The organism is Sphingobium agri, assembly GCF_023051225.1.
GTDB lineage: Bacteria > Pseudomonadota > Alphaproteobacteria > Sphingomonadales > Sphingomonadaceae > Sphingobium > Sphingobium agri.
On the sequence record NZ_JALKHS010000006.1, the window covers coordinates 336949 to 360500 of the forward strand.

26 protein-coding genes are annotated in these 23552 nt (G+C 64.3%); 10 read left to right on the forward strand and 16 right to left on the reverse strand.

Annotated elements, in window-relative coordinates; all coding sequences use genetic code 11:
* The first annotated feature begins 41 nt into the window (after window positions 1-41).
* Both MU848_RS04770 and MU848_RS04775 read left to right on the forward strand, forming a co-directional pair.
* Window positions 42-761: a response regulator gene (locus MU848_RS04770; protein ID WP_247230554.1), complete on the forward strand. Its 720-nt coding sequence runs from the start codon at window positions 42-44 to the stop codon at window positions 759-761.
* Window positions 758-2104, forward strand: coding sequence for a sensor histidine kinase (locus MU848_RS04775; RefSeq protein ID WP_247230556.1), 1347 nt, complete (start codon window positions 758-760; stop codon window positions 2102-2104). Before MU848_RS04770 ends, MU848_RS04775 begins: the two co-directional genes overlap by 4 nt.
* Window positions 2105-2307: 203 nt before the next feature.
* Here MU848_RS04775 and MU848_RS04780 read toward each other — a convergent pair whose 3' ends face one another.
* The 13 genes from MU848_RS04780 to flgB form a co-directional block, all read right to left on the reverse strand.
* On the reverse strand, window positions 2308-3363 hold the full coding sequence (locus MU848_RS04780) for a flagellar motor protein MotB (RefSeq protein ID WP_247230558.1): 1056 nt from the start codon (window positions 3361-3363) through the stop codon (window positions 2308-2310).
* Between the two features lie 3 nt (window positions 3364-3366).
* Complete coding sequence (motA, locus tag MU848_RS04785; protein ID WP_201514745.1) at window positions 3367-4230, reverse strand: flagellar motor stator protein MotA; 864 nt, start codon at window positions 4228-4230, stop codon at window positions 3367-3369.
* Between the two features lie 232 nt (window positions 4231-4462).
* Window positions 4463-5308, reverse strand: a complete 846-nt coding sequence (locus MU848_RS04790; RefSeq protein WP_201514744.1) for a flagellin — start codon at window positions 5306-5308, stop codon at window positions 4463-4465.
* Between the two features lie 12 nt (window positions 5309-5320).
* Window positions 5321-6655, reverse strand: a complete 1335-nt coding sequence (gene flgK, locus MU848_RS04795; RefSeq protein WP_247230560.1) for a flagellar hook-associated protein FlgK — start codon at window positions 6653-6655, stop codon at window positions 5321-5323.
* Window positions 6652-6963, reverse strand: coding sequence for a rod-binding protein (locus MU848_RS04800; RefSeq protein ID WP_247230562.1), 312 nt, complete (start codon window positions 6961-6963; stop codon window positions 6652-6654). The genes flgK and MU848_RS04800 overlap by 4 nt, the downstream gene beginning before the upstream one ends.
* Window positions 6963-8210, reverse strand: coding sequence for a flagellar basal body P-ring protein FlgI (locus tag MU848_RS04805; RefSeq protein WP_247230563.1), 1248 nt, complete (start codon window positions 8208-8210; stop codon window positions 6963-6965). Before MU848_RS04805 ends, MU848_RS04800 begins: the two co-directional genes overlap by 1 nt.
* Window positions 8211-8221: 11 nt before the next feature.
* Window positions 8222-8899: a flagellar basal body L-ring protein FlgH gene (locus tag MU848_RS04810; RefSeq protein ID WP_247231649.1), complete on the reverse strand. Its 678-nt coding sequence runs from the start codon at window positions 8897-8899 to the stop codon at window positions 8222-8224.
* A gap of 8 nt (window positions 8900-8907) precedes the next feature.
* Window positions 8908-9696, reverse strand: a complete 789-nt coding sequence (gene flgG, locus MU848_RS04815; protein WP_097092172.1) for a flagellar basal-body rod protein FlgG — start codon at window positions 9694-9696, stop codon at window positions 8908-8910.
* Window positions 9697-9757: 61 nt separating this feature from the next.
* Window positions 9758-10501 carry a flagellar basal body rod protein FlgF gene (locus MU848_RS04820; protein ID WP_247230565.1) on the reverse strand — a complete coding sequence of 248 codons (744 nt, stop codon included), beginning with the start codon at window positions 10499-10501 and terminating at the stop codon, window positions 9758-9760.
* Between the two features lie 117 nt (window positions 10502-10618).
* Window positions 10619-11482 (reverse strand): flagellar hook-basal body complex protein, encoded by an 864-nt coding sequence (locus tag MU848_RS04825; protein ID WP_247230567.1) that lies wholly within the window; start codon window positions 11480-11482, stop codon window positions 10619-10621.
* A gap of 50 nt (window positions 11483-11532) precedes the next feature.
* Complete coding sequence (locus MU848_RS04830) at window positions 11533-12192, reverse strand: flagellar hook assembly protein FlgD (RefSeq protein WP_201514741.1); 660 nt, start codon at window positions 12190-12192, stop codon at window positions 11533-11535.
* Window positions 12189-12599 carry a flagellar basal body rod protein FlgC gene (flgC, locus tag MU848_RS04835; protein WP_097092168.1) on the reverse strand — a complete coding sequence of 137 codons (411 nt, stop codon included), beginning with the start codon at window positions 12597-12599 and terminating at the stop codon, window positions 12189-12191. The genes MU848_RS04830 and flgC overlap by 4 nt, the downstream gene beginning before the upstream one ends.
* A gap of 2 nt (window positions 12600-12601) precedes the next feature.
* Complete coding sequence (gene flgB, locus MU848_RS04840) at window positions 12602-12973, reverse strand: flagellar basal body rod protein FlgB (protein ID WP_247230569.1); 372 nt, start codon at window positions 12971-12973, stop codon at window positions 12602-12604.
* A 261-nt stretch (window positions 12974-13234) separates the two neighbouring features.
* On the opposite strand from flgB, the gene MU848_RS04845 reads away from it, so the two are divergent.
* The 8 genes from MU848_RS04845 to MU848_RS04880 all read left to right on the forward strand — a co-directional run bounded on the left by MU848_RS04845 (window position 13235) and on the right by MU848_RS04880 (window position 19526).
* Window positions 13235-13903 (forward strand): motility protein A, encoded by a 669-nt coding sequence (locus MU848_RS04845; RefSeq protein WP_247230571.1) that lies wholly within the window; start codon window positions 13235-13237, stop codon window positions 13901-13903.
* The gene (locus MU848_RS04850; RefSeq protein ID WP_247230572.1) at window positions 13903-14394 is read left to right on the forward strand and encodes a flagellar motor protein MotB; all 492 of its coding nucleotides are present in this window, start codon (window positions 13903-13905) and stop codon (window positions 14392-14394) included. The genes MU848_RS04845 and MU848_RS04850 overlap by 1 nt, the downstream gene beginning before the upstream one ends.
* Before the next feature lie 92 nt (window positions 14395-14486).
* Window positions 14487-15005, forward strand: coding sequence for a flagella basal body P-ring formation protein FlgA (locus MU848_RS04855; RefSeq protein WP_247231650.1), 519 nt, complete (start codon window positions 14487-14489; stop codon window positions 15003-15005).
* A 46-nt stretch (window positions 15006-15051) separates the two neighbouring features.
* A complete protein-coding gene (gene flgM, locus MU848_RS04860) occupies window positions 15052-15330 on the forward strand; it encodes a flagellar biosynthesis anti-sigma factor FlgM (protein WP_201514738.1) in 279 nt (92 codons plus the stop codon).
* An 8-nt stretch (window positions 15331-15338) separates the two neighbouring features.
* Window positions 15339-15647 (forward strand): hypothetical protein, encoded by a 309-nt coding sequence (locus MU848_RS04865; RefSeq protein WP_097092164.1) that lies wholly within the window; start codon window positions 15339-15341, stop codon window positions 15645-15647.
* Window positions 15648-15829: 182 nt separating this feature from the next.
* On the forward strand, window positions 15830-16651 hold the full coding sequence (locus tag MU848_RS04870) for a lytic transglycosylase domain-containing protein (RefSeq protein ID WP_247230574.1): 822 nt from the start codon (window positions 15830-15832) through the stop codon (window positions 16649-16651).
* A gap of 9 nt (window positions 16652-16660) precedes the next feature.
* On the forward strand, window positions 16661-18781 hold the full coding sequence (gene flhA / locus MU848_RS04875) for a flagellar biosynthesis protein FlhA (RefSeq protein ID WP_247230576.1): 2121 nt from the start codon (window positions 16661-16663) through the stop codon (window positions 18779-18781).
* A gap of 13 nt (window positions 18782-18794) precedes the next feature.
* A complete protein-coding gene (locus MU848_RS04880; protein ID WP_247230578.1) occupies window positions 18795-19526 on the forward strand; it encodes a sigma-70 family RNA polymerase sigma factor in 732 nt (243 codons plus the stop codon).
* Between the two features lie 83 nt (window positions 19527-19609).
* Here the strand turns inward: MU848_RS04880 and MU848_RS04885 are convergent, their stop codons facing one another.
* The 3 genes from MU848_RS04885 to MU848_RS04895 form a co-directional block, all read right to left on the reverse strand.
* A complete protein-coding gene (locus MU848_RS04885; RefSeq protein ID WP_247230580.1) occupies window positions 19610-19903 on the reverse strand; it encodes a GIY-YIG nuclease family protein in 294 nt (97 codons plus the stop codon).
* 86 nt (window positions 19904-19989) lie between these two features.
* Window positions 19990-21870 carry a glucans biosynthesis glucosyltransferase MdoH gene (gene mdoH / locus MU848_RS04890; protein ID WP_247231652.1) on the reverse strand — a complete coding sequence of 627 codons (1881 nt, stop codon included), beginning with the start codon at window positions 21868-21870 and terminating at the stop codon, window positions 19990-19992.
* 70 nt (window positions 21871-21940) lie between these two features.
* Window positions 21941-23425: a glucan biosynthesis protein gene (locus tag MU848_RS04895; protein WP_247230582.1), complete on the reverse strand. Its 1485-nt coding sequence runs from the start codon at window positions 23423-23425 to the stop codon at window positions 21941-21943.
* Window positions 23426-23552 lie beyond the last annotated feature (127 nt).

Consider the following 23552-nt stretch of genomic DNA (forward strand, 5'->3'; position numbering starts at 1 on the left):
TCACCCTTCCAAGCCGCAGATAGTCGTGACAGATATCCTCCATGAACGAAAAACCCCATCTGCTGCTCGTCGATGACGAGCGTTCGATCCGAGAGCCGCTGGCGCAATATCTTTCCCGCAACGGATTTCGCGTGACCGCCGTCGAAAGCGCGGCGGAGGCGCGGCTGCGGCTGAACGCCAGCGCGATCGACCTGGTGATCCTGGACATCATGATGCCGGGCGAGGACGGGCTGTCGCTTTGCCGCCACATACGCGAGACGAGCGAAATCCCGGTCATCCTGCTGACGGCGAAGTCGGAGGAGACGGACCGGATCGTCGGGCTGGAGATGGGCGCGGACGATTATGTGCTGAAGCCCTTTTCCCCGCGCGAACTGGTGGCGCGGATCAAGGTGATATTTCGCCGCGTGGCGACGGGCGGCCAGCGGGTTACGGCTCCCGACGGCGCAACCTATGCCTTTGCGGGCTGGCTTTTGAAGACTCAGGAAAGGGTGCTGGTGGATCAGGAGGGCGTCTCGTTGCCGCTGTCCACGGCGGAATATAATCTGATGCTGGCCTTTGCCACCCGGCCCAATCAGGTGCTGAGCCGGGACCAGTTGCTCGATATCACACAGGGGCGCGAAGCCAATGCGTTCGACCGAGCGATCGACAATCAGATCAGCCGGCTCCGCAAGAAAATCGAGCCTGATCCCAAAAACCCGACGCTGATCAAGACCGTGTGGGGCGGGGGCTATACGCTGTCGGCCGATGTGAGGAAGCTGTGAAGCGCCTTCGCCTGTGGCCGCAGAGCCTGGTGGGCCAGATCATCGTCCTGGTCGCGATTGCCTTGTTCGTCGCGCAGGCGATCAATTTCGGGCTGCTGCTGCGAGAACGGAACCGGATGACGCTGACGGCGCAGACGGCGCCCGGCGTCTATCGCATCGTCGATGCGCTCGACAGCCGGGGTGAGCCCCCTGCGCGTCTTCGTCCGGGGCGCGCGCGCTTCTTTCGCGCGCCTCCCATACCGATGGGCGAGGCGCGGCCAGAGATTGAGCGGCGCGCGCTGGCCATGTTCGCCGAGGTCGGCTTCCCCATGCGTTCGGTGCAAGTGTTTGAAGAAGATCGCCCGCCGCCGATGCGCCGCACGGACAGCATCAGGATGCGCGTCATGGGCGACATGCGGGGCGAGCCGCGCGGCGGTCGGCTGACGATGGCGGCAGAATATGCGCCCGGGAAATGGGTGGTGACGCAGACGCGGGCTGGCAATCGAGCGCCGCGCTTTGGCGGCTGGCTCGCTTGGCAGACGCTTATCCTTTACGTGATCGTGCTGGCGCCGCTGCTGTGGGTCGGGCGCAGGCTGGCGCGGCCTTTGGGGCAATTGACCCGGTCGGCGCAGCAATTTGCGCGGACGGGGTCGGCCGATCCCGTGGAGGAGCGTGGGCCCGGTGACGTGCGCGAACTGACCATGGCTTTTAACGCGATGCGCAGCCGCATCTTCGCGATGCTGGACGAGAAGGACCGGATGCTGGGCGCGATCGGCCATGACCTGCGCACGCCGCTCGCGTCGCTGCGGGTGCGGGCGGAGTCGGTGGAGGATGAAGGCGAGCGCGTGCGCATGTCGCAGACGATCGACGAGATGAACCGGATGCTGGAGGATATTCTCTCCCTCGCGCGGGCGGGCCGGAGCAGCGAGGCGGCGCAGAAGGTCGACATCGCCGCGTTGGCCGACGCTGTGGTGGAGGATTTCGTCGAATTGGGCGCGCCCGCCGAGATGGCGGACAGCGAGCGCGCGGTGGCTTCCGTGCGGCCGCAGCAGATCAGGCGGGCGCTGCGCAACCTCATCGAAAATGCGATCGTCTATGGCGAGCGCGCCCATGTGTCCGTGGTGCGGGGGGACGGAACGATCCGGCTGGTGGTGGCGGATGATGGGCCGGGAATTGCCGAGGACCGGATGGATGAGATGATGGAGCCCTTCACCCGGCTTGAGGGATCGCGGAACCGGGAGACCGGGGGTGCTGGGCTAGGCCTTGCGCTGGTGCGCGCGATCATGGCGGAGCATGGCGGGGCGCTGAAGCTTGCTAATCGGGCTGGCGGCGGGCTGGAGGCGAGCTTGGTGCTGCCGGTTTGAGGGTGGGAATGGTTTAAGGGATTCCGCGTGACCTGCTCCCTCCCCTTCAGGGGAGAGGGCTGGGGAGAGGGGGGAGGCACCGAGACCGCCTTTATATTCCCCTCTCCCGCCTGCGCTACGCTCGGCACCTCGGCCAGAGTCGCGTGCCTCTGGTCGACCCCTGAAGGGGAGAGGGATACAGTGTGCTCACCCCCCAAAACTAATCAATGTTTCCCCGGCTTGCTCGACGTGCCCGGCGCGGTTGGGTTCATCACCTGCACCCCTGCGGGCAATCCCGTGCCGCCCATGTCGATCTTCGTCGCTTCCTCGCGAGCGACGCGGGCGGGGTCGTCGCGTTCCTTGATCGCGGCCTCGGTTTCCTCGTCCTGCCCCTGATCGTCGCTGCCGCTGCTGCCGCCCTGGCTCCAGCCGAGGATGATCGACATGCGGCGGTTTCGCGGGTCGTAGATGTTGCCCTTGGCGAAGGGTTCGCGGTCGGCGACGCCTTCGATGCGGGCGAAGCGGTCGTTGCCGATGCCGCTCGCCGCCAGCGTCTTGCGCGTGGCTTCGGCGCGGGCGGAAGAAAGCATCCAGTTATTCATGCTCTGCCCCGAGCTGTAGGGCAGGCCGTCGGTATGGCCGCGCACGATGAGCGGGTTGGGCATGCCGCGCACGACGCCCGCCACTTCGCTCACCAGATCGCGCGCCTGTGGCAGCAACCGGTCGGTGCCCATGGCGAACATCGCGAAATTGGCTTCGTCGATCAGGTCGATGCGCAGCCCTTCGCGCGTTTCGGTGAAGCGGACGTTGCGGCGCAGCTTGTCGAGCCCCTTCTTGCGGGCCATGCGCGCTTCCAATTCCTTCTTCACCGCTTCGAACTTCATGCGGTCGGCGGCGCGAGTGGCCTTACCGCCCTGATCCTTGGTGCCGCTTGCGTCGCGGGGGATGGTGATGGCGAGATTGCCCTGGCCGCCGGTCGTCGGGTAATTTTCCTTGCTGACCATGGAATCGCCGCCGAACAGTCCGCTTGACCCGGCCGAGGCCATTTTGAGTTCGACCAGCGTTGGGGTGAAATAGTCGGCCAGGCCCTTGCGCTGTTTTTCGGTGGTCGCGCCAAGCAGCCACATGAGCAGGAAGAAGGCCATCATCGCCGTCACGAAGTCCGCATAGGCGACTTTCCACGCGCCGCCATGATGGCCGCCATGGCCGTCGACGATGATCTTCTTGACGATGATCGGCCGTGGTTCGGGCTCGTTCGCGCCGCGCTTCTTGTCCGCCATGGCTTATTTGCCCCGCATGCCGTCGAAGACTTCGGCGAAGGCCGGCTGGTTGGCGTGGGTCAGGCTGGAGCGCGCGGCTTCGATCACCAGCGGCTGCGGGTGGCCGTGCAGCGAGGCGATGATGATCTGCTTCACGACATGGTACATGGCGCCGTCCGCTTCGATCACCGCGCGGCAGCGGTTGGCGAAGGGGCCGACCATGCCATAAGCGAGCAGAACGCCGAGGAACGTGCCGACCAGCGCCGAACCGATCATGCCGCCCAGCACCGAAGGCGGCTGGTCGATCGAGCCCATCGTCTTCACCACGCCGAGCACCGCCGCGACGATGCCGAGTGCGGGCAGGGCGTCCGCCAGCCCCTGAAGGTTGTCGGCGGGCTTCAGCGCCTCATGATGATGGGTCTTGAGGGCATTATCCATGACCTCTTCGACCGCGTGCGGATCAAGCGTGCCCGAAGAAACGACGACGAGGCGCAGCGTGTCGCTGATCAGGTGGATCAGTGTCTTGTCCGCCATCAGGCGCGGATATTCGGAGAAGATGGTGGAACTCGCCGGATCCTCGATATGCGGTTCCAGCGCCACGGGGCCTTCGACGCGCAGCGTCTTCATCAAGCGGGAGACGAGGAAGATGCAGTCGAGAAAATCCTGCTTCTTGTATTTGGGGCCCTTGAACACCTTGCCCAGGCCGCCGCCGAGCGCCTTCAGGTCCGCGCCGGAGTTGCCGATGATGAGCGCGCCGACAGCGGCGCCGCCGATGATCAGCATTTCGTGCGGCAGGGCATGCAGAACCGGGCCGATGTCGCCGCCCGTGAAGATGAAGCCGCCGAACACCATGGCGAGCAGCACGACCAGGCCTATGATTGCGAACATGAGTACCCCTAAAAATTCTGCCCGCCGGCGTTCATCCGGCGACGCAAGATGCGCTTGCGTCAGATGGTTAATGCGGAATGGTTAGCGGGAGGTTTAGGACGGCGGATTTTTCTGCCGTTTTGATTTCTTATTGTCATTCCAGCGAAAGCTGGGATCACAGGAGAGTGCGCGCCACGCCGCCGAGATCTCAGCTTTCGCTGGGATGACGAACAGCGGCGGGCGGTGTTGACGCTTAGCGGATCAGATCGAACAGCGTCTGCTGGTTGATGCGCGCGAAGGCGGATTGGGCGGCTTCCAGTTGAAGCAGCTTGCTCTTCACCGAAGAGATGACTTCGGCGAGGTCGGTCGACTCCAGCCCCTGGCGGCGTTCCTTCAGGTCAAGATCGACGCTGGTCAGCCGGTTGCCGGTCACGTCCAACCGGTCGCTGCGGACGCCTTGCTTCGCCTGTTCGATGGTGACGTGGCTCTGCCCCGCCTTGATCGCGGTCAGCGCCGACTGGAGGTCAGCATCGGTGCCGCTCTGCAAGGCGGTGAGCGCCTGGCCCAATATGCCGTCCAGCGTCATGGGCGTCCCGCCGACATCGATCCCTTCCGAAACCTCCTGCCGGGTGCCGACCACGGCCAGCTTCAGCCCGCGGCTGACCGGGACGAGGACGCTCTGCGTGTCGTCGAATACCGGGACGCCCTGATAATCGGCCTGATTGAGGAGGGCGCCGATCGCTTCGCGAATGCCTTTTACATCTTCGAAGATCGCGGTGCGCTGCGCGTCGTTCAGCGATCCGTTGCGGGCGGACGTCACCAGTTCCTGCGCACTGATGAGCAGGGTGTTGATCTCTTCCAGATTGGCTTCGGCGTTGGCGGCGCGGCCCATGCCATAGCTGACGTTGGCCTGCCAGGACGATTGCTGCGCCTGCGCCTTGCCGATTTCCGACACCTGGACCCAGGCCAGCGCATTGTCCGACGGCTTGGTCAGCGTGATACCGGTCGAAATGGCGGTCTGCCCTTCTATGATGCCCTGCGACAATTGCTGCTGACGGCGGATTTCGGCGATCAGCGTCTTGTTGGTGATGCCTACCATGGGTCAGCCCTTTCAGATGATCTGCAGGATGGCATCGACGGTTTCCTTCGCGATCTGAAGGATTTTCGCCGAGCCGGAATAGGCCTGTTGCAGGCGCAGGAGCTCTGCCGCTTCCATATCGAGATCGACGCCGCTCACGGCTTCGCGCGCGGCGATGGCCTGGTCGCTGCGGCCCTGCGCGGTCGTCTGTTCAGCCTTGATGGACGCGAGCAGGTTCGCCTGCGTCGCGATGATCGAGGTCCAGCCCTGCTCGACGCTGCCATTGCCGCGCAGCACCGTCGAGACGGTAAGCAGGTTGCCGTTCAGCGTTCCGTCCGCCGACTTGGTCGCGAGCGCAGCGGGATCGGTGATCAGTGCGGTGACAGTCGCCGCGGTCGTCCCGGACAGCAGCGCGCCGCCCACCGCATTGGCATCGGTACGCCCCTGCGCGTGCCAATTGTTCATGTCCGTCACGAACTGCTGCGCCAGCGTGTCCAGGCTGGTGCGGCGCTGCGATGTCGTGACGGCCGAGGAAAAGAGGCCACCAAGCGTACCATTTGCAGGTGCTGTCAGCGCGGTTCCGCCAGCCGTGGCGAGCGCCAGCGTGCCATTCGCGTTGACCGTCAACGCCAACGTGGTGGCAGCGTCGCCCTGCACGATCGTCGTGCCGTTATAGTTGATCGTCGCCACGTCATGCGCGCCGAAGCTGATGTCGACATTCAAGTTGGCCGACAGCGTGTTCAGCGCCGCGTCACGGCTGTCCAGAAGCTGCGCATAGGCCGACGTGCCGGGCTGCGCGCGCAGCAGGCTGTTGTTGATACCGGCCAGTTGCGACAGCGAGCGGTTGATGGTTTCGACGGATGCCGTGGCTTCGGTGGCTATGCCGCTGGATACCTGCGAAAGATCGGCCGAGGTCCGCTGAAACGCTTCGGCAACGCGGCTGATGCTGTCCAGCGTGGTGACGCGCAGCGAGCGGTCGCTCGGGCTGGCGGCGAGCTTGTCCATATTCTGGTACATGCCGGTCATCAGCTTGCCGATGCCGGTTTCCGTATCGTTGAGCGCGCCTTCCAGGTCGGTCATCCATCGCAGCCGGGCGGTGGAATTGCTGAGCGCCATGCCGCTGGAGCGCACGGCCGCGTCCAGATAGGGGTCGGACGCACGGTTTACGCCCTGCACCTCTGTCCCGCCGAAATTGGCGCGGGCGATATAGGTCGCCATCGTGGCAGTCGAGGAACCCGATTCGATTGTGGTCAGCGAGCGGCGCGAATAGCCTTCGGTGCTTGCGTTCGCGATATTTTCCGAGATCGCGGCCATCGCCTGGCGATAGGCCTTGGTGCCCGAAGCCCCGATGATGAAGAGGTCGCTCATTCGCCCTTATCCTGCGCGGTGGCGGCAGGCGCGACCGGCTGGCGGGCTTCATATTGGCGCAGCAGCATTTCGGCGATGCCAAGGCTGCCTTTTTCCGCCATCGCGTCGGCGGTGCGCGCGTCGGACATGTCGCGAAACTGTTCGGTCGCGCTCGAATCGAAAATGCCTTCGCCGCCGCCAGACTGGCGCATTGTGCCGATCATCTGGCGCAGGAAGATTGCCTCGAACTGCTTGGCAACCTTCTCCAGCTGCGCCTTTTCGGGCGAGGCGGCGGGCTGAACCCCTTTGGAAATCGCATTTATCTGCATCACAACACCACCAGTTCAGCCTTCATCGCGCCTGCCTGCTTCAAGGCTTCGAGGATCGCGACCATGTCGGCGGGGGATGCTCCGATGGCATTCACCGCCTTCACTATATCGGCCAGCGATGCTCCACCTTTAAAATTAACCATTGGTTTCTTTTCCTGATCGATCGAAATCGAGCTGGAAGGCTCCATGGCGGTGCGCCCTTGCGAGAAGGGAGCAGGCTGGACGATGCGCGGGCTTTCATTGACGCTGACGGTCAATTTGCCGTGCGCGACGGCGGCCGGATGGATTTTCACCGCGCCGTTGATGACGACGGTGCCGGTGCGCGCGTTGACGATGACCTTGGCGGGCGCGTCGGCGGGCTTGATCTCGATATTTTCGATCATGCCCATCATCATGATGCGGTCGGTCGCGCCGGGGGCGGCGGTGATGTCCACTGAAACGGCGTCGGTGGCGCGAGCGCGATTGTCGCCGAAAGTGCGGTTGATGCCGTCCGCCACGCGCAGGGCGGTGGTGAGGTCTGCTTCGGCGAGGTTGAATGTGAGGGTGGGGGCCGTATCGAAGCCGGTCGCGACGGCGCGCTCCACGGTCGCGCCGCTGGGAATGCGGCCAGCCGAAGGAATGTTCACCGAAACCTGGCTGCCGTCCGCGCCAGACACGCCTAGCCCGCCGACGGCGAGGTTGCCCTGTGCCATGGCGTAGATTTCATTATCCGCGCCGCGCAGGGGCGTCATGATGAGCGTGCCGCCGCGCAGCGACTTGGCCTTGCCGAGCGCCGAGACGGTGACGTCGAGCCGCTGGCCAGGCTTGGAAAAAGCGGGGAGGTCGGCGGTGACGAGCACGGCGGCGGCGTTCTTGAGCGCGGGGTTGATGCCCTGCGGCAAGGTAAGGCCGAAGCGCGAGACGACGCCCTTCACGCCTTGCGTCGCATAATCGAGGCTGTCGTCGCCCGTGCCTGCGAGGCCCACGACGATGCCGTAGCCGGTCAGCTGGTTGGGGCGGACGCCCTGGAACGTGCCGAGGTCCTTGATGCGTTCGGCATGGGCGGGGGTGGTGAAGGTGAGGAGGACTGCAATTACGACAAGCGCGCGCCGTAGAAAATCCTCCCCTGCGAGGGGAGGTGTCAGCGCGAGGCGCTGACGGAGGGGTGTCTGCTCCATCGAGAGCGCGCGACCCCTCCACCACCGCTTCGCGGCGGTCCCCCTCCCCGTGAAGGGGAGGATCTGGGAGATGCGATCGAGGATGGTCATTGCAATCTCCATCAGAAGGGGCTGATCATCGAGAAGAAGCGCTGCAGCCAGCCCTGGCGGCTTGCGCGGGCGATCTCGCCCTTGCCGGTATAGATGATCTTGGCGTCGGCGACGCGGGTCGATGCGATGCGGTTGTCCGGGCTGATGTCGGCCTGGCGGACGAGGCCGCTGATCTGGATATATTCGTCGCCGCGGTTGAGCGTCAGCGCCTTCTCACCCTTCACCAGCATCGTGCCGTTGGGATAGACTGCTGCGATCGTCACGGTGATTTCTCCGTTCAGCGCGTTGGATTGGGTCGCATTGCCCTTACCGGTGAAGCCCTGGTCACCGCTTGCCGCAATGTCGCTCGGTGAGAAGAGCTTCGAGAAGAGGCCGGTGGTCGGCGGCGTCAGGCCGATGCTGCCGCTGCGGCTGGTGTCGGCCGAATTGGTCTTCGTCGCTTGGGTGCGTTCCACCAGAACGATGGTGATGATATCGCCAACGCTCTGCGCGCGCGCGCCGCTGGTGAGCGGGGTATAGCCCATCGACGCCTGGAAGATCGAACCGTTCGCCACAGGAGCGGCAGGGGCGGCAACGACGGTGGGGGCATAAAATTGCCGCTCGGCATCGCGCTTTTTGCCGGCCATTGCCGGGGTGGCTGCGAGGGCCACCAGTGAAAGTGCGAGGATGGAGGTGGAGGCGAAGCGCATCATCCCGCTCACAGCTGCTGATTCACATATTGCAGCATTTCGTCGGTCGCCTTGATCATCTTGCTGTTCACCTCATAGGCGCGCTGCGTTTCGATCATGTCGACCAGTTCCTCGACCACGTTGACGTTCGAGGTTTCAAGATTGCCCGAGCGGATGACGCCCCGGCCTTCGAGCCCAGCAACACCAACCTGCGGCGTGCCGCTGGCGGCGCTTTCGGTGAGCAGGTTGCCGCCGATCGGCTGAAGCCCGGCCGGGTTCATGAAGCTTGCCAGTTCGATCTGGCCGAGCTGGGTCGGTTCGGTCTGGCCCTGAAGCGTGGCGGTGACGGTGCCGTCATTGCCGATGGTGATGCCGGTCGCGCCCTGTGGCACGGTGAGCTGCGGCACCAGGGGGAGGCCGTCGCTGGTCACGACCACGCCTTCCGCCGTGGTGCTGAAATTGCCCGCACGGGTATAGGCGGTGGAGCCGTCCGGCCGCTGGACCTGGAAGAAGCCAGACCCTTCGATCGCCATGTCGAGCGCGTTGCCGGTCTGCTGCAACGTGCCCTGCGTGTTGATCTTGCTGGTCCCCTGCATCGCGACGCCCGAGCCCAGATTGAGGCCGGTGGCGAACTTGTTCTCAGCGTCCGAGTTGGCGCCCGCTGCGACCATCTGCTGGTAGGCGAGGGTCTCGAAATCGGCGCGGTCGCGCTTGAAGGCGGTTGTGTTGACGTTCGCCAGGTTGTTGGCGATGACGCGCATCTTCGTGTTCTGCGCGTCAAGGCCGGTGCGGGCGACGTGAAGGGCTGCGTTGCTCATCGTCTTGAAACTCCGTGTTGCCGGTCAGGCTTGCAGAATGAAAAGCAAGGTTCGTGCCAGATTAACCATCTAGCCGCATGAGCGACGCGCCGCCGTCATCCAGTTGCTTGGCCGTGTCGATCAGCTTCACCTGGGTTTCCCAGGCGCGGCTCGCCTCGATCATCTGCACAAGCGCCGATGTGGCGTTGACGTTGGAGCCTTCGACGGAGCCGCCGGTGACGGTCGCGAGGGGATCGGTCGGCAGGACGCCGCCATTGGTTTCGCGGAAAAGGCCATCCGTGCCCTTGGCGATGCTGGAGCCGACCGCGCGGACGAGCTTCAGGCCATCGACGCGCTGCGGGTTCGCCGGGTCGCCGCCCTGGGGCACGCCCCAGATGCTCCCGTCCTGCGAGATCGAGACGCTGTCCATCTGCGGCAGGGTGATCGGGCCGCCTTCGCCAAGAACCGGCAGGCCGTCGCCGGTGGTGAGGAGGCCGCTGTCGGAGAGTTTAAGGTCGCCGCGGCGCGTATAGGCCTCGCTGCCGTCCGCGGCTTGAACGGCGAGCAGTGCATCGCCGTTCATGGCCACGTCCAGCGGATTGCCGGTTTCGACGACCGCGCCCTGCGCCATGTCGGACGCGATCACCTGTTCGGACGCTTGCGCCCGCGTGTCGAAACCATCGCCCTTGATCCAGCGCGTCTCTGCATTGGCGATCTCCGCCCGGAAGCCAACGGTGTTGACGTTCGCGAGATTGTTGGAAATCGCCGCCTGCCGCGCCATTGCGCCGCGCATTGCGGTGAGTGCCGTGTTGACGAGCCGGTCCATGACTTTGTCCTGTTCCTAGCGCGGCGGGCTGACCGGGTTTCGTGAAACCCGGTGAAGCCCGCGCGGGGCCTGAGCGTAGCCAAGGCGCGGATGCGTGAGCATCCCTGCGCCTTGTTATTAAGTGCGCATGTTGACGATGGTGGTCGACAGCGTGTTCGCCGCCTCGATCGCCTTCGAGTTCGCCTGGAAGTTGCGCTGGGCCGAGATCAGGGCGACCAGTTCCTCGGTAATATCGACATTGGCGCGTTCGAGAGCACCCGAGCGTACCGAGCCGTAAAGGCCGCTGTTGCCGGTGCCGAAGCGCGGCTCGCCGCTGGCCGAGGTCGAGGTCCAGTGTGCGTCGCCCATCTGGCGCAGGCCGTCCTGGCTGTTGAAGGCCGCCATGGCGGTGGTGCCGAGGTAAACGGTCGACCCATCGGCATAGACGCCGGTGATCTGGCCATCCTTGCCGACGCCGACGCTGTTGAGCTGGTTACCGGTGCCGCCGGCTGGCCAATTGGTGGGAACCTGAAGATCGGCAAGGTCAGCGGAGGTCAGCGTGCCGGCGGCAAGGCCAGCGGCGATCGCGGCGCTGGGCTGGCCAGTGGCAGGGTCAACGGGGATCACCTGCACGCGGGCGCCGGTCGTGTCGACGACGAAGCGGTCCTCCGTCAGCGACAGGGCGCCGTTACGCGTGAAGCTGACCTGGCTGTCGCCGGTGCGCTTGACGGTGAAGAAGCCTTCGCCAGTGATGGCGAGGTCGAGCGTCTTGTCGGTACCCTCGATCGTGCCCTGCGTGAACTGCTGGGTGATCCCCTGCACGCGCGCGCCCTGGCCAGCGACCTGCGTGGTCGTCTGCATCGGCGCGGCGGCGAAGATATCGCCGAACACGGCCTTGCTCTTCTTAAAGGCGGTGGAGTTCACGTTGGAGACGTTATTGGCGATGGTCGCCAGATCGGTCTGGGCGGCCTTGAGGCCGGAAAGCGAGATGTAGAAGGACATGGCGTTGCTCCTTGGGTGAAAAGGATTTGAAGTATTTCTAGGTCACGAGGTTAGGCGAGTGAAATGGCGTCCGACGGGCTGTAGCTGCCCAATGGGGTGATGAGCTTGGAGGCGCTGCCGTCGGCGGGTGACTGGACGGCGGCGATGGTGGCCCAACTGGCGACACGCGACGGTGAAGCGCCGTTGACGCGAATCTTGAGCGCGTCGGTGGCGACCCGCTCTCCCGCCTCATTCTTGCCGTCCCAGTAGAAATTGACGTCGCCTGCGGGCTGATTGCCGAGATCGATGGTCTTGAGCACGTTGCCGGACCCGTCGAGCAGATCGACGGTCGCGCCGCTGGTCGCGTCCTTGAAGCTGACCTGGCCGATATATTGACCGGACGCATCGGGGGCGACGATGTTGCTTTGAACCAGCATCGACTTGCCGATCCAGCTTGCCGCATCGCCAAGGCGCGAGCCCGTAAGCTGCGAGGCAAGGCCTTTCAGCGTCTGGTTCATTTCCGCAATGCCGCTGCTGTTGGTGATGGTGGCCATCTGGGCGACCATCTGCGCGTTATCCATCGGCGCGAACGGGTCCTGCGTCTGCATCTGCGCGGTGAGGAGACGCAGGAAATCGGCCTGGCCCATCTCTGCCTTGCCCGTGCCGACATTCTTGTACGGATTATAGACGGAAAGGCCCGCGCTGTCGGTGACGGTGGAGGTCGTGCTCATTTGCCGATCCTTATGGTTTCGAGCATGAGGGATTTGGCGGTGTTCAACACCTGCACATTGTTCTGGTACATGCGGGCGGTCTCGATCATGTCGACCAGCTCCGCGCTGCTATCGACAGCCGCTTCCCACACATCGCCGTTCTGGTCGGCGAGCGGGTGGTTGGGGTCGTGGCGCTTGGTCGGCTTGGCGTCGGTGGTGAGGACGTTGGCGACCTTCACGGTGGACACGCCGGGCTTGTCGGTGACCGATTGGAAAACCGGCTTGATGGCGCGATAGGCGTCCGCCTCGCTTCCGGTGACATTGCCCGCATTGGCCATGTTGGAAGCCGTGGCGTTCAATCGCACAAGCTGCGCGCTCATGGCGCGGCCGGCGATGTCGAAGACATTCATGGGGCCAGAACCGCTCATGCTCATTCTCCCTTCAGCGCGCGCGTGATGGTGTTGATGCGCCCTTCCAGGAAGGAGAGGGTCGTGCGGTATTTGACGGCGTTTTCAGCAAACAGCGTCTGTTCGGTGCTGAGTTCGACGGTGTTGCCGTCGAGGCTGGGCTGAAGCGGCACGCGATAGCCCATGCTGTTGTCCACGGCCTTGCTGACATCCGCTATTCCGCTGCCCTGCTGGCGCGTCGTCGCTTCCTTCAGCGCAGCGTCGAAATCGATGTCCCGCGCCTTGTAGCCGGGCGTCGAGGCGTTCGCGATGTTGGACGCGAGCAGGGACAGGCGTTGCGAGCGAAGCGCCAGCGCCTTTCCATGTACTCCGAACAATCCGTCTTCCAGCGACATTTCCGTCTTTCCGTCTTTTTGCCCTTGAGGGCCTAAACTTTGCGGTTCCTCCGCCGTTCTGAGCCCTGTTGGCGTGAACCGGAGGTGATCCGAAGGCTATTTCGCAAGAGCCGTGCCAATTTGCGTGGGTGACGCATCGGCATGTGCGGAAACGGCGGAAATCCTTGGGTTCGGATGAAGGCGGCGGCAGGGGCGGCAAGATTTTGCCGGTCCTGGGCAAGGCTTTGCCGCTGGTGATCCGGGTGAATGGGGGACTGGTTGATGATCGGACTATTGGCGCAGCTTTTCGATCCCCTGACGCTGCTGATCATGATCGGCGGGGTGGGCGCGGTGGCGCTGTTCCAGAATGGCGGTCCGGCGATCGGGCGTGGTTTCGCCGCGCTGGTGCCGCTGCTGCGCGCCGATCCGGACAAGGATCAGGCGACGGCGCGCGCGGCCTTGCTGAAGATCGACCAGGTCGCGCAACTGCGCGGGCTTGCTTGCACCGATCGGGTGAAGACCGCCAACCCCTTCCTCGCTGAAGCGGCACGGCGCCTCGCCAACAGCGAAAAGACCGAGCAGTTCGAGATTTGGGCAGCGCAGGCGCTGGCCGACCGGGCGCGCCGCCATGCCGGTGCGCGCAACGTCTGGCTGTCCATTGCCGATGCCGCCCCCGCGCTGGGCATGGCGGGCACCATATTGGGCCTGATCGGCATGTTCGCGGCGATGGACGATCCGGCGGCTCTGGGGCCGTCCATGGCGCTGGCGCTGCTGACGACGCTGTACGGCGTGGTGATCGCCAATGTCATCGCCGCTCCCATCGCGAGCCGCCTTGCCGACCTGTCGGAGCGGGAACTGGCTTGGCAGAAGGAAGCGGCCAGCCGCCTGGTCGCCATCGCGCGGCGGGAGAATGTGACGACGCTGCGGGCAGCCATCCGCGAGGTGGCGTGATGATCGCTGCCGCCTCGCAAGCCCGGCGCAACCGATGGGCCGTGAGTTTCGCAGACCTGCTGTTGTTGCTGCTCGGCTTCTTCATTTTGTTGCAGGCAAGCGGGCAGAAGCGCGACGCGATGCTGGCGCAGGTGCGTCAGCAATTTGGCGGGCGCGCGGTGGCCAAGGACATGGAGCTGCGCGCGGCGGAGCTGTTCCTGCCGGATGAGGCATTGTTGTCGAGTCATGGCAGGGCAGCGCTGGCAAGAGTGGCAGCAGGCCTGCGATCGGGCAGCGGCAGGATCGACATCAGCAGCCTTGGCACCGATCCCGCGCGACGGCGGTTCGATCCCTGGGATCTCGCGGCGGCGCGGCTTGGCGCGGTGGCGCGCGAGTTGAAGGCGCAGGGGCTGGCAGGTGACCGGCTGCGCATTCGCGGCCTCGACCAGATGGACGGCGGCACGGGCAAGGGCCAGCTGATCCGCATCGGGGAAGCTGCCGGGCAGCATTAACGACTTGTTAGCCATATCGGATGCTTAATGCGTGGCATGAATCTGCCCGCATCCGGAGATATGCTGTGAAAACGCTGCCCCTTATTGCCGCCATGGTGCTGGCCACAGCAGTTTGTCAGCCTGCGCTGGCGCAACAGAAATTCGAGAATCTGGATCGGCTGGACGGCTTGGTCGCGATGACCGTGGGCGCCAATATCGGCGAGCCTGGCGGGCCTATCGCGCCAGTTGACCGGCGACTGCGGCTGGCGGCCTGCCCTGTGACGCCGAGCGTCGAAGGGCCGACTTTCGGCGCGGCGATCGTGAAGTGCGACTCCGTAGGGTGGCGTATCCGCGTGCCCTTGAGCGGCGGCGGCGGCGCTGCTGCGGCACCGGTTGCGCGCTATGGCGTTGCTGCGCGTCCTGCGCAGCGCGATTTGGTGGTGAAGCGGGGGGACCCGGTCCAGCTGCTCGCCGGCAATGCGAGTTTCAGCGTCTCGCGCGCGATGATCGCGGATGAAGACGGCGCCGTGGGCGACACCATCCGCGTGCGCGAGGACAAGCGGTCCACGCCTGTCCTGGCGCAGGTGGTCGAAATGGGCACCGTGCGCATTCCGGGATTTAATGATTTCTGAACCCTGCCGTTATAGGGTGAACGGGACGAGTGAAGGATTGTAAGCCATGATCAAATCTGTCGGCCAGAATATGAGCGCCGCCATAGAGGCTTCCCGGTTGCGGGACAGCGGCAAGACGCGGAGCGCTTCCGACAAGGGTGGGCCGAGCGTGTCGTCATTTTCGGCATCCGCCAGTCCCGCAGCCCGCATGGCGGCGGAAGGCGCGCCGGTCAACATGGACCGCGTCGCGGCGATCAAGGCGGCCATCGCGTCGGGCAATTATCCGGTCGATCCGGCTGCGATCGCCGACAAGATGCTCGCGCTCGACCTGCCGATCAACGGTTAAGGCTTATCATGCCGCTCGGCCTTGCAGCGTTGGATGACCTTTTCTCGGCTTTCGATGAGCTCCGCGTCGCGCTTGACGGCACCGACGTCGCGGCCATCGATGCTGCCGCCGCCCATGTGAGCCGGAGCGCCGCCGCAGTGCGTGCGATCGGCGCATGGCGCGCGGATGACGCGATTCGCGAACGAGTGACAGCGCTGCTGCCGATGATCGAAGCGGCGCGCGTGCGGATCAATGTGCTGACCGATCATGCGGGACAGCGCCTGTCCCTGCTGGCGGCGCATGGGTCGACCCAGGCTCCGCTGGTGTACGGGCGATAGAGGCCAGGGCCTCCGCTCCCCCGAACGGTAGGTTAAACTCTGATGTTGTGAGACGAGGCGCCCCAGAGGCGCCTTTTTCTTTGCATGCTGAACGCGCCAGCAACATTTATGGAGCGCGCGTTAACCAAATCTTGGCATAAGCCTTGCTCTAATGCTCCCCGGTACCAACGGGGATTATTTCATTGTCGGCATTTGCAGACATAGCAGCGACAGGCGCTTCGACCGGCAACCGCGTGACGAACGCGATCGCCATGGCGAGCCGCAGGACGGGCGTGGACTTCGCCTATCTGCTGGGCCAGGCGAAGATCGAAAGCAGCCTTAATCCCACGGCGCGCGCGAGCACCTCGTCGGCAACGGGCCTGTATCAGTTTATCGACCAGAGCTGGCTTGCCGTCATCGACAAGCATGGCAGCGAATATGGCCTTGGCTGGGCCGCCGACATGATCAGCCGGGGCCAGAACGGCCGCTATTATGTCGCGAACCCGGAAATGCGCCAGCAGATCCTGGATCTACGCAACCACCCCGAAACCGCCTCCGTCATGGCTGCGCAGCATGCCGCCGACAACAAGGCCTATCTCGAACAGCGGCTTGGCCGTGAAGCTGAGCCGGTCGATCTCTACCTCGCCCACTTCCTGGGCGTCGGCGGGGCCAGCAAGTTCCTGTCGGTCCATGATCGCGCGCCGGGTGCAACCGCCGCGTCGATGTTCCCCGCCGCCGCGCGGGCCAACCGCTCCATCTTCTACGATCGCTCCGGCAGTCCTCGCAGCTTCGCCGAAATCCGTGACCGGTTCGCGTCAAAGCTTCAGCGCGGCGTCGATTCGATCAACACCGGACCCATCCAATATGCTGCCGCTTCGCTGCCCGATGGCGCGAAGACGGTGCAGCCCGCCGATTATGTGCGGATCGAAACCCAGCGCCTCGCCAGCGCGGCCGATGTCAGCATCAAGCCGCAGCCGGAAACCGCGCGCCTCGCCTATCTCATGCTCGCCACCCTCGGAAGGTAACGGCCACTCATGACTCCTGCCCAAGTCAAAGCGAAGATCTGGATGAGCGCCGCCAAGGGGGCCGTGCTGCCCATCGCGACGCTGATGGTCGTGCTGTTCATGATGGTGCCGGTGCCCGCGTTCATGCTGGACCTTGGCTTCATCACCAACATCATGATTTCGCTGGCCGTGCTGATGGTGGCGCTGAACGCCGCCAAGCCGCTGGACTTTTCGAGCTTCCCGACGGTGCTGCTGTTCGCGACCTTGCTTCGCTTGGCGCTCAACGTCGCATCGACGCGTGTCGTGCTGGTGTCGGGCCATGAAGGATCGGACGCTGCGGGCCATGTCATTGAGGCGTTCGGACATTTCCTGATCGGTGGCGACTATGTGGTCGGCATCTTCGTCTTCGCGATCCTGATGATCATCAACCTGGTGGTCATCACCAAGGGCGCGGGCCGCGTTTCGGAAGTCAGCGCGCGCTTCACCCTGGACGCCTTGCCGGGCAAGCAGATGGCGATCGACGCCGACCTCAACGCTGGCCTGCTCACCCCGGAAGAAGCGAAGGTTCGCCGCCGCGAAGTCGCGACCGAAGCGGACTTCTACGGTTCGATGGACGGTGCGTCCAAGTTCGTGAAGGGCGACGCGGTCGCGGGCATCCTGATCCTGGCGATCAACATCGTCGGCGGCATCATCCTGGGCGTGGTCAGCCATGGCCTGTCCATGGGCGAGGCCGCACAGACCTATATCATCCTCGCCATCGGCGACGCGCTGGTGGCGCAGGTTCCCGCGCTGCTGCTCTCGATTGCCGCCGCTGCCATCGTGACGCGGGTCGGCAGCGAGGATGACCTGTCGAACCAGATCACCGGCCAATTCGGATCGAGCAAGGCGTGGACGCCTGTAGCTGCTATCCTGACCTTCCTCGGCATCCTGCCCGGCATGCCGCACATGATCATCCTGCCCGCGGCAGCGGTCGCGGGCTATATCGCGTGGCACCTGCGCAAGCAGGCCAAGGTGAAGGCTGCCGAGCCCGCGCCGATGCCGGAGCCCGCCAATCCCGCGCTGATCGAATGGAATGACGTGTCGGACGGCGCGATCCTCGGCCTTGAAATCGGCTATGGCCTCATCGGTCTGGTCGACGAGCGCAAGGGCGCCCCGCTGATGGCCCGCATCACCGGCATTCGCCGCCAGCTGTCCAAGGAACTAGGCTTTGTCGTGCCGATGGTGCGCGTGAAGGACAATCTGGCGCTGGAGCCGAACCAATATCGCATCACCATCGCTGGCGTCGTCGTCGGCGAGGACGAGATTTTCCCCGACGATCTGCTGGCCCTCGACAGCGGCGCGCTGGAAGGCGTGGTGTCCGGTCGTGAAGCGAAGGACCCGACATTCGGCCTCGACGCCGTCTGGATTTCGCCAGCCAAGCGCAGCGAAGCGGTGGTCGCGGGCTATACCGTTGTCGATCCGCCGACGGTGGTCGCGACGCATCTCAATCAGCTGATCGCCATGAATGCGAGCGAGATGTTCGGTCTCGACGAAGCGCGAAAGCTGCTCGACAATCTGAAGGACGCAGCGCCGCAGCTGGTCGATGGCCTGACCCCCGGCACGCTCAGCCTCACGCAGATTTCCGCGCTGTGCCGCGCACTGCTCTCCGAAGGCATCGCGCTCAAGGATTTCCGCCGCATCTGCGAAGCGATGGTCGATGCCGCGCGGCCGGACATGAGCCATGAGCAATTGGTCGAGGCCGTCCGCCAGCGGATCGGCGCGCTCATCATCCAGGGGCTGGTTCCGGTGAAGATGCCGCTGCCCGTCATCACGCTCGACGGCGATCTGGAAGCGCTGCTCGCGCAGGCGATGCGCGTTGCTGGCGACGCCAAGCATCCGATCGAACCCGCGCTTGCCAACCGCATCATCGAAGCGGTGGTGCAGGCGGCGCGCCCGGTCATGGGGCAGGCGCGCAACTTCGCCATCGTGACGTCGCCGGTGGCGCGCCGCGCGCTCGCCCGGCTGTTCAAGCCGCATTTGCCCGAAACGCCGGTGCTGTCCTTCCTGGAAATCCCCGATGGCAAGGGTGTGGAGGTCGTCGCCGTCGTCGGCGGCGAGCAGCGGCCTGCGCCCCGTCACGATCCGCTTCCCACTCGCGAACGCGTCGCCTGAGGATAACTGACCCATGTTCATGAAGAAGGTCATCGCCGGTTCCGACGCCAATACCTACGGCCGGTCGAACAACAGCCCTGAACAGCTCGCCCGCCGCTACATGCCGCTGGTGCGCAAGATCGCATGGCATGTGCATGGCCGCGTGTCGAGCGCGGTCGAGGTCGAGGATCTGCTCCAGATCGGCATGGTGGCACTGGTCGAGGCAGCGAACGGTTTTGAGGATCGCGGCCTAGGTTTCGCCTCCTACGCACAGATGCGCGTGCGCGGCGCGATGATCGATCATCTCCGGCGCGGGGCGACGATCGCCCGGTCGGCCATGGCCAACCGCAAGCAGCTGGCCGCCGTGCGCAACCGGCTGGAGCAGCAGCTGCGCCGCGCGCCGCTCGAAGCGGAAATGGCTGGCGCAATGGGGATGGAAGCGGCCGACTATCGCGAACTCGCCGACAGTTGCGAGATGGTGCAGCACACCAGCATGGATGAAGTCTATTCCGACCAGTCCATGTGGTTCGCCGATGTGGAAGACCGCGCCGACGATGTCATGGAACGCGAATCGCTCAAGGCTGCGCTTGCCAAGTGCATCGGCGAACTGCCGCAGCGCGAAGCCATGGTGCTGCAGCTCTATTTCGTCGAGGAACTGAACCTTGAGGAGATCGGCCAAGCGCTCGACATCGGCGCAGCCCGCGTGTGCCAGATCAAGAAGGCGGCGCTGGACAAGCTACGCGAAAAGCTTCGCGAGTGGGATTGAATTTTCTGCGCCGTGTGCCTGCTAAGGCAGGAGCCCTGTTCTGCGGTCCCAACTAGGCTCCTGCCTTCGCAGGAGCACCGTGTTTAGGTGGCTATCTCGTGAAATAGGTCACGCCAATCGGCGTTACTCTCTTCAATCAGGCGCAGCTTCCAAGCGCGCTTCCACTTTTTGATCTGCAGTTCGCGCAGACGAGCTTCCTGCAGATCATCATGGGTTTCAAACCAGACGAGAAAGTGGCAGCGATATCTCAAGGAAAACTCGCCGCCGAACCCGTTGCGATGCTGCCAGCTGCGGCGAACGAGGTCGCTGGTCACGCCAAGATAGAGCGTGCCGTTACGGCCACTAGCCATTAGATATACATAGCCAGCTTTGTTCATGCATTGCGCATTACCGTGTTCCTGCGAAGGCAGGAACCCAGTTGTGCCGTGTGGACTGGGCTCCTGCCTCCGCAGGAGCACAAAGTTCATCGCCGATCGTTCGCGACTGCCTGCTGCAGCGGAGCCATCCCAGCAGCCTGCTCAGGATAATGCGGCGCGCGATAGCTGTTTGTCCGCCACCACGGCTCTGCCACCTGAAAAAGTCCGCTGCGTTCCGCCTTCTGACCCAGACCTTTACGCGCAGTGACGGCAGCAAGGACGGGAGCAAGCACAAGCCCCGCGACCACGGGTATGATCCATCCCACCGACGTGCCGCCCTGGATCGCCAATGCCGTCAGCAAGCCGCCCAGCATGATATGATATTTGAACAGCCAGACGGCGCCCCCGATCGACATGCCGTCGCGGTCGCGAACCTGCCCGCTCCAGCTGCTTTTGCGTCCCATCAATATGCCGAACAGGTTGATCGTCTGCGTGAGCATACTGACGGGCGCCATCAGGATCGAGAGCGCGATGTCCGCCATGACGCCCCGGCTCATGCGCGCCGCTCCGCCAAAGCCAATGCGCCGCGCCGGATCGGCCATCGCCCATCCCATGGCCAGCAGCTTCGGCCCGAAGAGCAGCACAGCGGTAAGCGCCAGCAGCCCGCCCGATGGCAGGATCGCGCTCGGCGGCCAGACGCCAGCCAGCGCACCACCCAGCACGACGAGCAAGAGCGCCAGCCATAGCGGCGACGTACAATAGGCCGACGCGCCGACCAGCAGCTGGAACCGGCTGACCAGATGCAAGCCCCTGATCTTGGGGATGAGCGGCACATGCTGGATATTGCCCTGGCACCAGCGGCGGTCACGGGTGGCGAGATCGGGAAGGGAAGGGGGAAACTCCTCGAAACTGTCGTCGGCCATGACCATGTGCACGTCCCAGCCGCGGCGGCGAAGCAGCGCGGCCTCGATCATGTCATGGCTCATGATATGGCCGCCGAACGGGGCGCGGCCGGGCAGTTCGGGAAGGCCGCAACTCTGCGCGAAGGCCTTGGTGCGCAGGATGGCATTATGCCCCCAGAACATCCCTTCCGATCCCGCCCACCAGATCATGCCCGCAGCCGAGATCGGGCCGAACAGGCGGCTGGCGAACTGCTGCCAGCGCGCAAAGAAGGTGGATGCCCCTACGATCGTCGGTACGGTCTGGATCAGGCCGACATGCGGATGCCGTTCCAAGTCGAGCGCCAGCCGGGCCATTGTCTGGCCGCTCATCACGCTGTCCGCGTCCAGCACGATCATATAATCATAGCCGCCGCCGAACCGCTGTACCCATTCAGCGATATTGCCGGGCTTGCGGCCGATGTTGAGTGCGCGGCGGCGGTAATGCACCGGCCGCGAGAAGCCCTTGCGCATTTCCAGATAAGTGTTGCGCTCTATCTCGCCATTGTCCGGGTTGGAATCGCTCAGGATGAAGAATTCGAAGCGTTCATTGCCCATGACCTGAGCCAGGGAGCGCTCCATGATCGACAGGCGGCCCATGACGCCCAGGAAATCCTCGTTGCAAACCGGCAGCAATATGGCCGTCCGCCCCCGGAGCGGGGTGGCAAAGGAGGTTCGATAGGGCTGGGCGGCCGACGCCTTTCCCATTGTCAGGATCAGGAACCCGATAAGGCTGGTGGCAAAGCCGAAGGCGATCCAGGCGAATAGCGGGATGAAAAGGGCAAGATAGACGCCTTCCCACAGCGAAATGCCGTCGAGACCAATGGAGCGCCGCATTTCATGCGCAGCCATGGATGCAGGCAATAAGGCCAGCAATATGACGAGCATGCGCCGGGCCCATTGATCGATGTTCAGCGGCCGGTGCGGAAAGTCGCGCGGATGCTCGCTGAAATCCTGCTCCGGCATCGGGAGCGGCATTTCGGCGGGCACATGCTCGAACGCGCGTGCGGAGGCTTGCTCCTTGCCGCTATCCGTTTGCCCGTTGATCATCGCCATTTCACGTCTGTCCGTTCCAAAATCATGACGGACGCGTCAAAGCGCCCGGTCCCTGCCGGTTAATTCAAGCGCCCAGCGGATAATGCACATATTCGCTCATGGCCGCATTGCCGGAGCGAAGCTGAACGCGGACATCGGCCGCGTTGCCGCTCTCACGTCGCAGATCGAGCGCCACGCGGAAGAGGCCAGGTTGATGAAGGACTGGATATCCGCCCTTCCTGACCAGCGTAGCGCCAGCCAGATCGACCCAGATGTCGGGCCGCGCATCCTTTGCCACGCCGGAAAAATCCAGGATCAGACGGTCCACGCACGCTTCACCCGCCTGACCGGTCCACACATTATTGAGCACCGCGATGCCCGTTGCAGGTCCACCCGCCGATGACCAGTCGAGCCGGTAGCTCGCATCGATCCGGCTGCCCGCCCGAACCGCCGCCGCTGGTGTCCAATAGGCGCACACATTATCGACATATTCGCTGGTCGTGGGAAATGCGTAGAGCCGGACCTGCCCGGCACCGAATGGTTTGCGCGGCGAAGCCCATAGCGAGGGGCGGCGTTCATAGAAGACGCCGTCGTCCTGATAATTTTCGAAATTCCGGTCCCGCTGCATCAGGCCAAAGCCCTTTGGGTTGCGTTCGGCAAAGGCGTCGACGCGCGGGGCGGCGGGATTGATGAGCGGACGCGCATGGATCGTTCCGTCCGCGCTGCCGACTGCCAGCAGGTCGGAATCATGGATTTCCGGCCGCCAGTCGGTGCGGGATGCGCGGCTTGCCTGATCATACCAGAACATGCTGGTCATTGGCATCAGCCCTAGCTCCGCGATCGGGCGGCGCGCGAACAGCGCGGCATCGACATCCTGCTGCACGCCCTGCGCCGTCTTTTCAGTCACGAAGCGATAGGCCCCGGTGATCGAAGCGCCGTCCAGCAGGGCGTAGATGGTGAGGCCGCTTGGGCCCGTGCGCTCCAGCCAGAAATGGGTGAAGCGGGGGAATTCCTCCTTGCCCTGTATGCTGGTGTTGATCGCGATCGCGCGGGCCGACAGGCCGAACTGCTTGGTTGCGCCGGGGGAGCGGAAATAGCTGGCGCCGAGGAAGGACAGCCAGTCTCCATCGCGCGCGGAGTTCATGACGCGAAAGCCCGCATAGCCTGCGTCCGGACCCAACTGCCGCACCGCATTGTCGGCAGGCGCGTCAAAGATCGTCGGATCATAGCGCAGCGGCGTGGCCCGGCCATTCTCCACCAGCGCAATCTCCACCGGCTGTTCAGCAGAGGCGCTCAAGGGGAAAAGCTGCACGCCGGTATCTCCCGGCAGATCGCCCCAGATCGTCCGATCCTCACGAAAGCGGGCTTTGTAGAGCGCCTCGTAATCTACCTTGCGGGCACCGGGATGATGCGGCGTTTCCCGATAGGGCTGCCGCGCAAGACCCCTGGCGCGAGCAATCACCATGTCCCAGGAAAAACGCTCGCCTCCCTGCTGGGCGAGCACGGTTCCGGGGAGGAGTAGGGCAGCGCCTGATGCGCCGATCAGCGCGCGCCGGTCGATATCCATCATGGCCGTAATGATGGGCGCATGATCGCATAATGCAAGCCTTGGCGCCCCAAAATGCGGTGAAGCCTCCGCCCGGGGGGACGGAGGCTTCGAATGCTGGCCGTTCGATCGAAGGTGGTTGCCCGGCGCG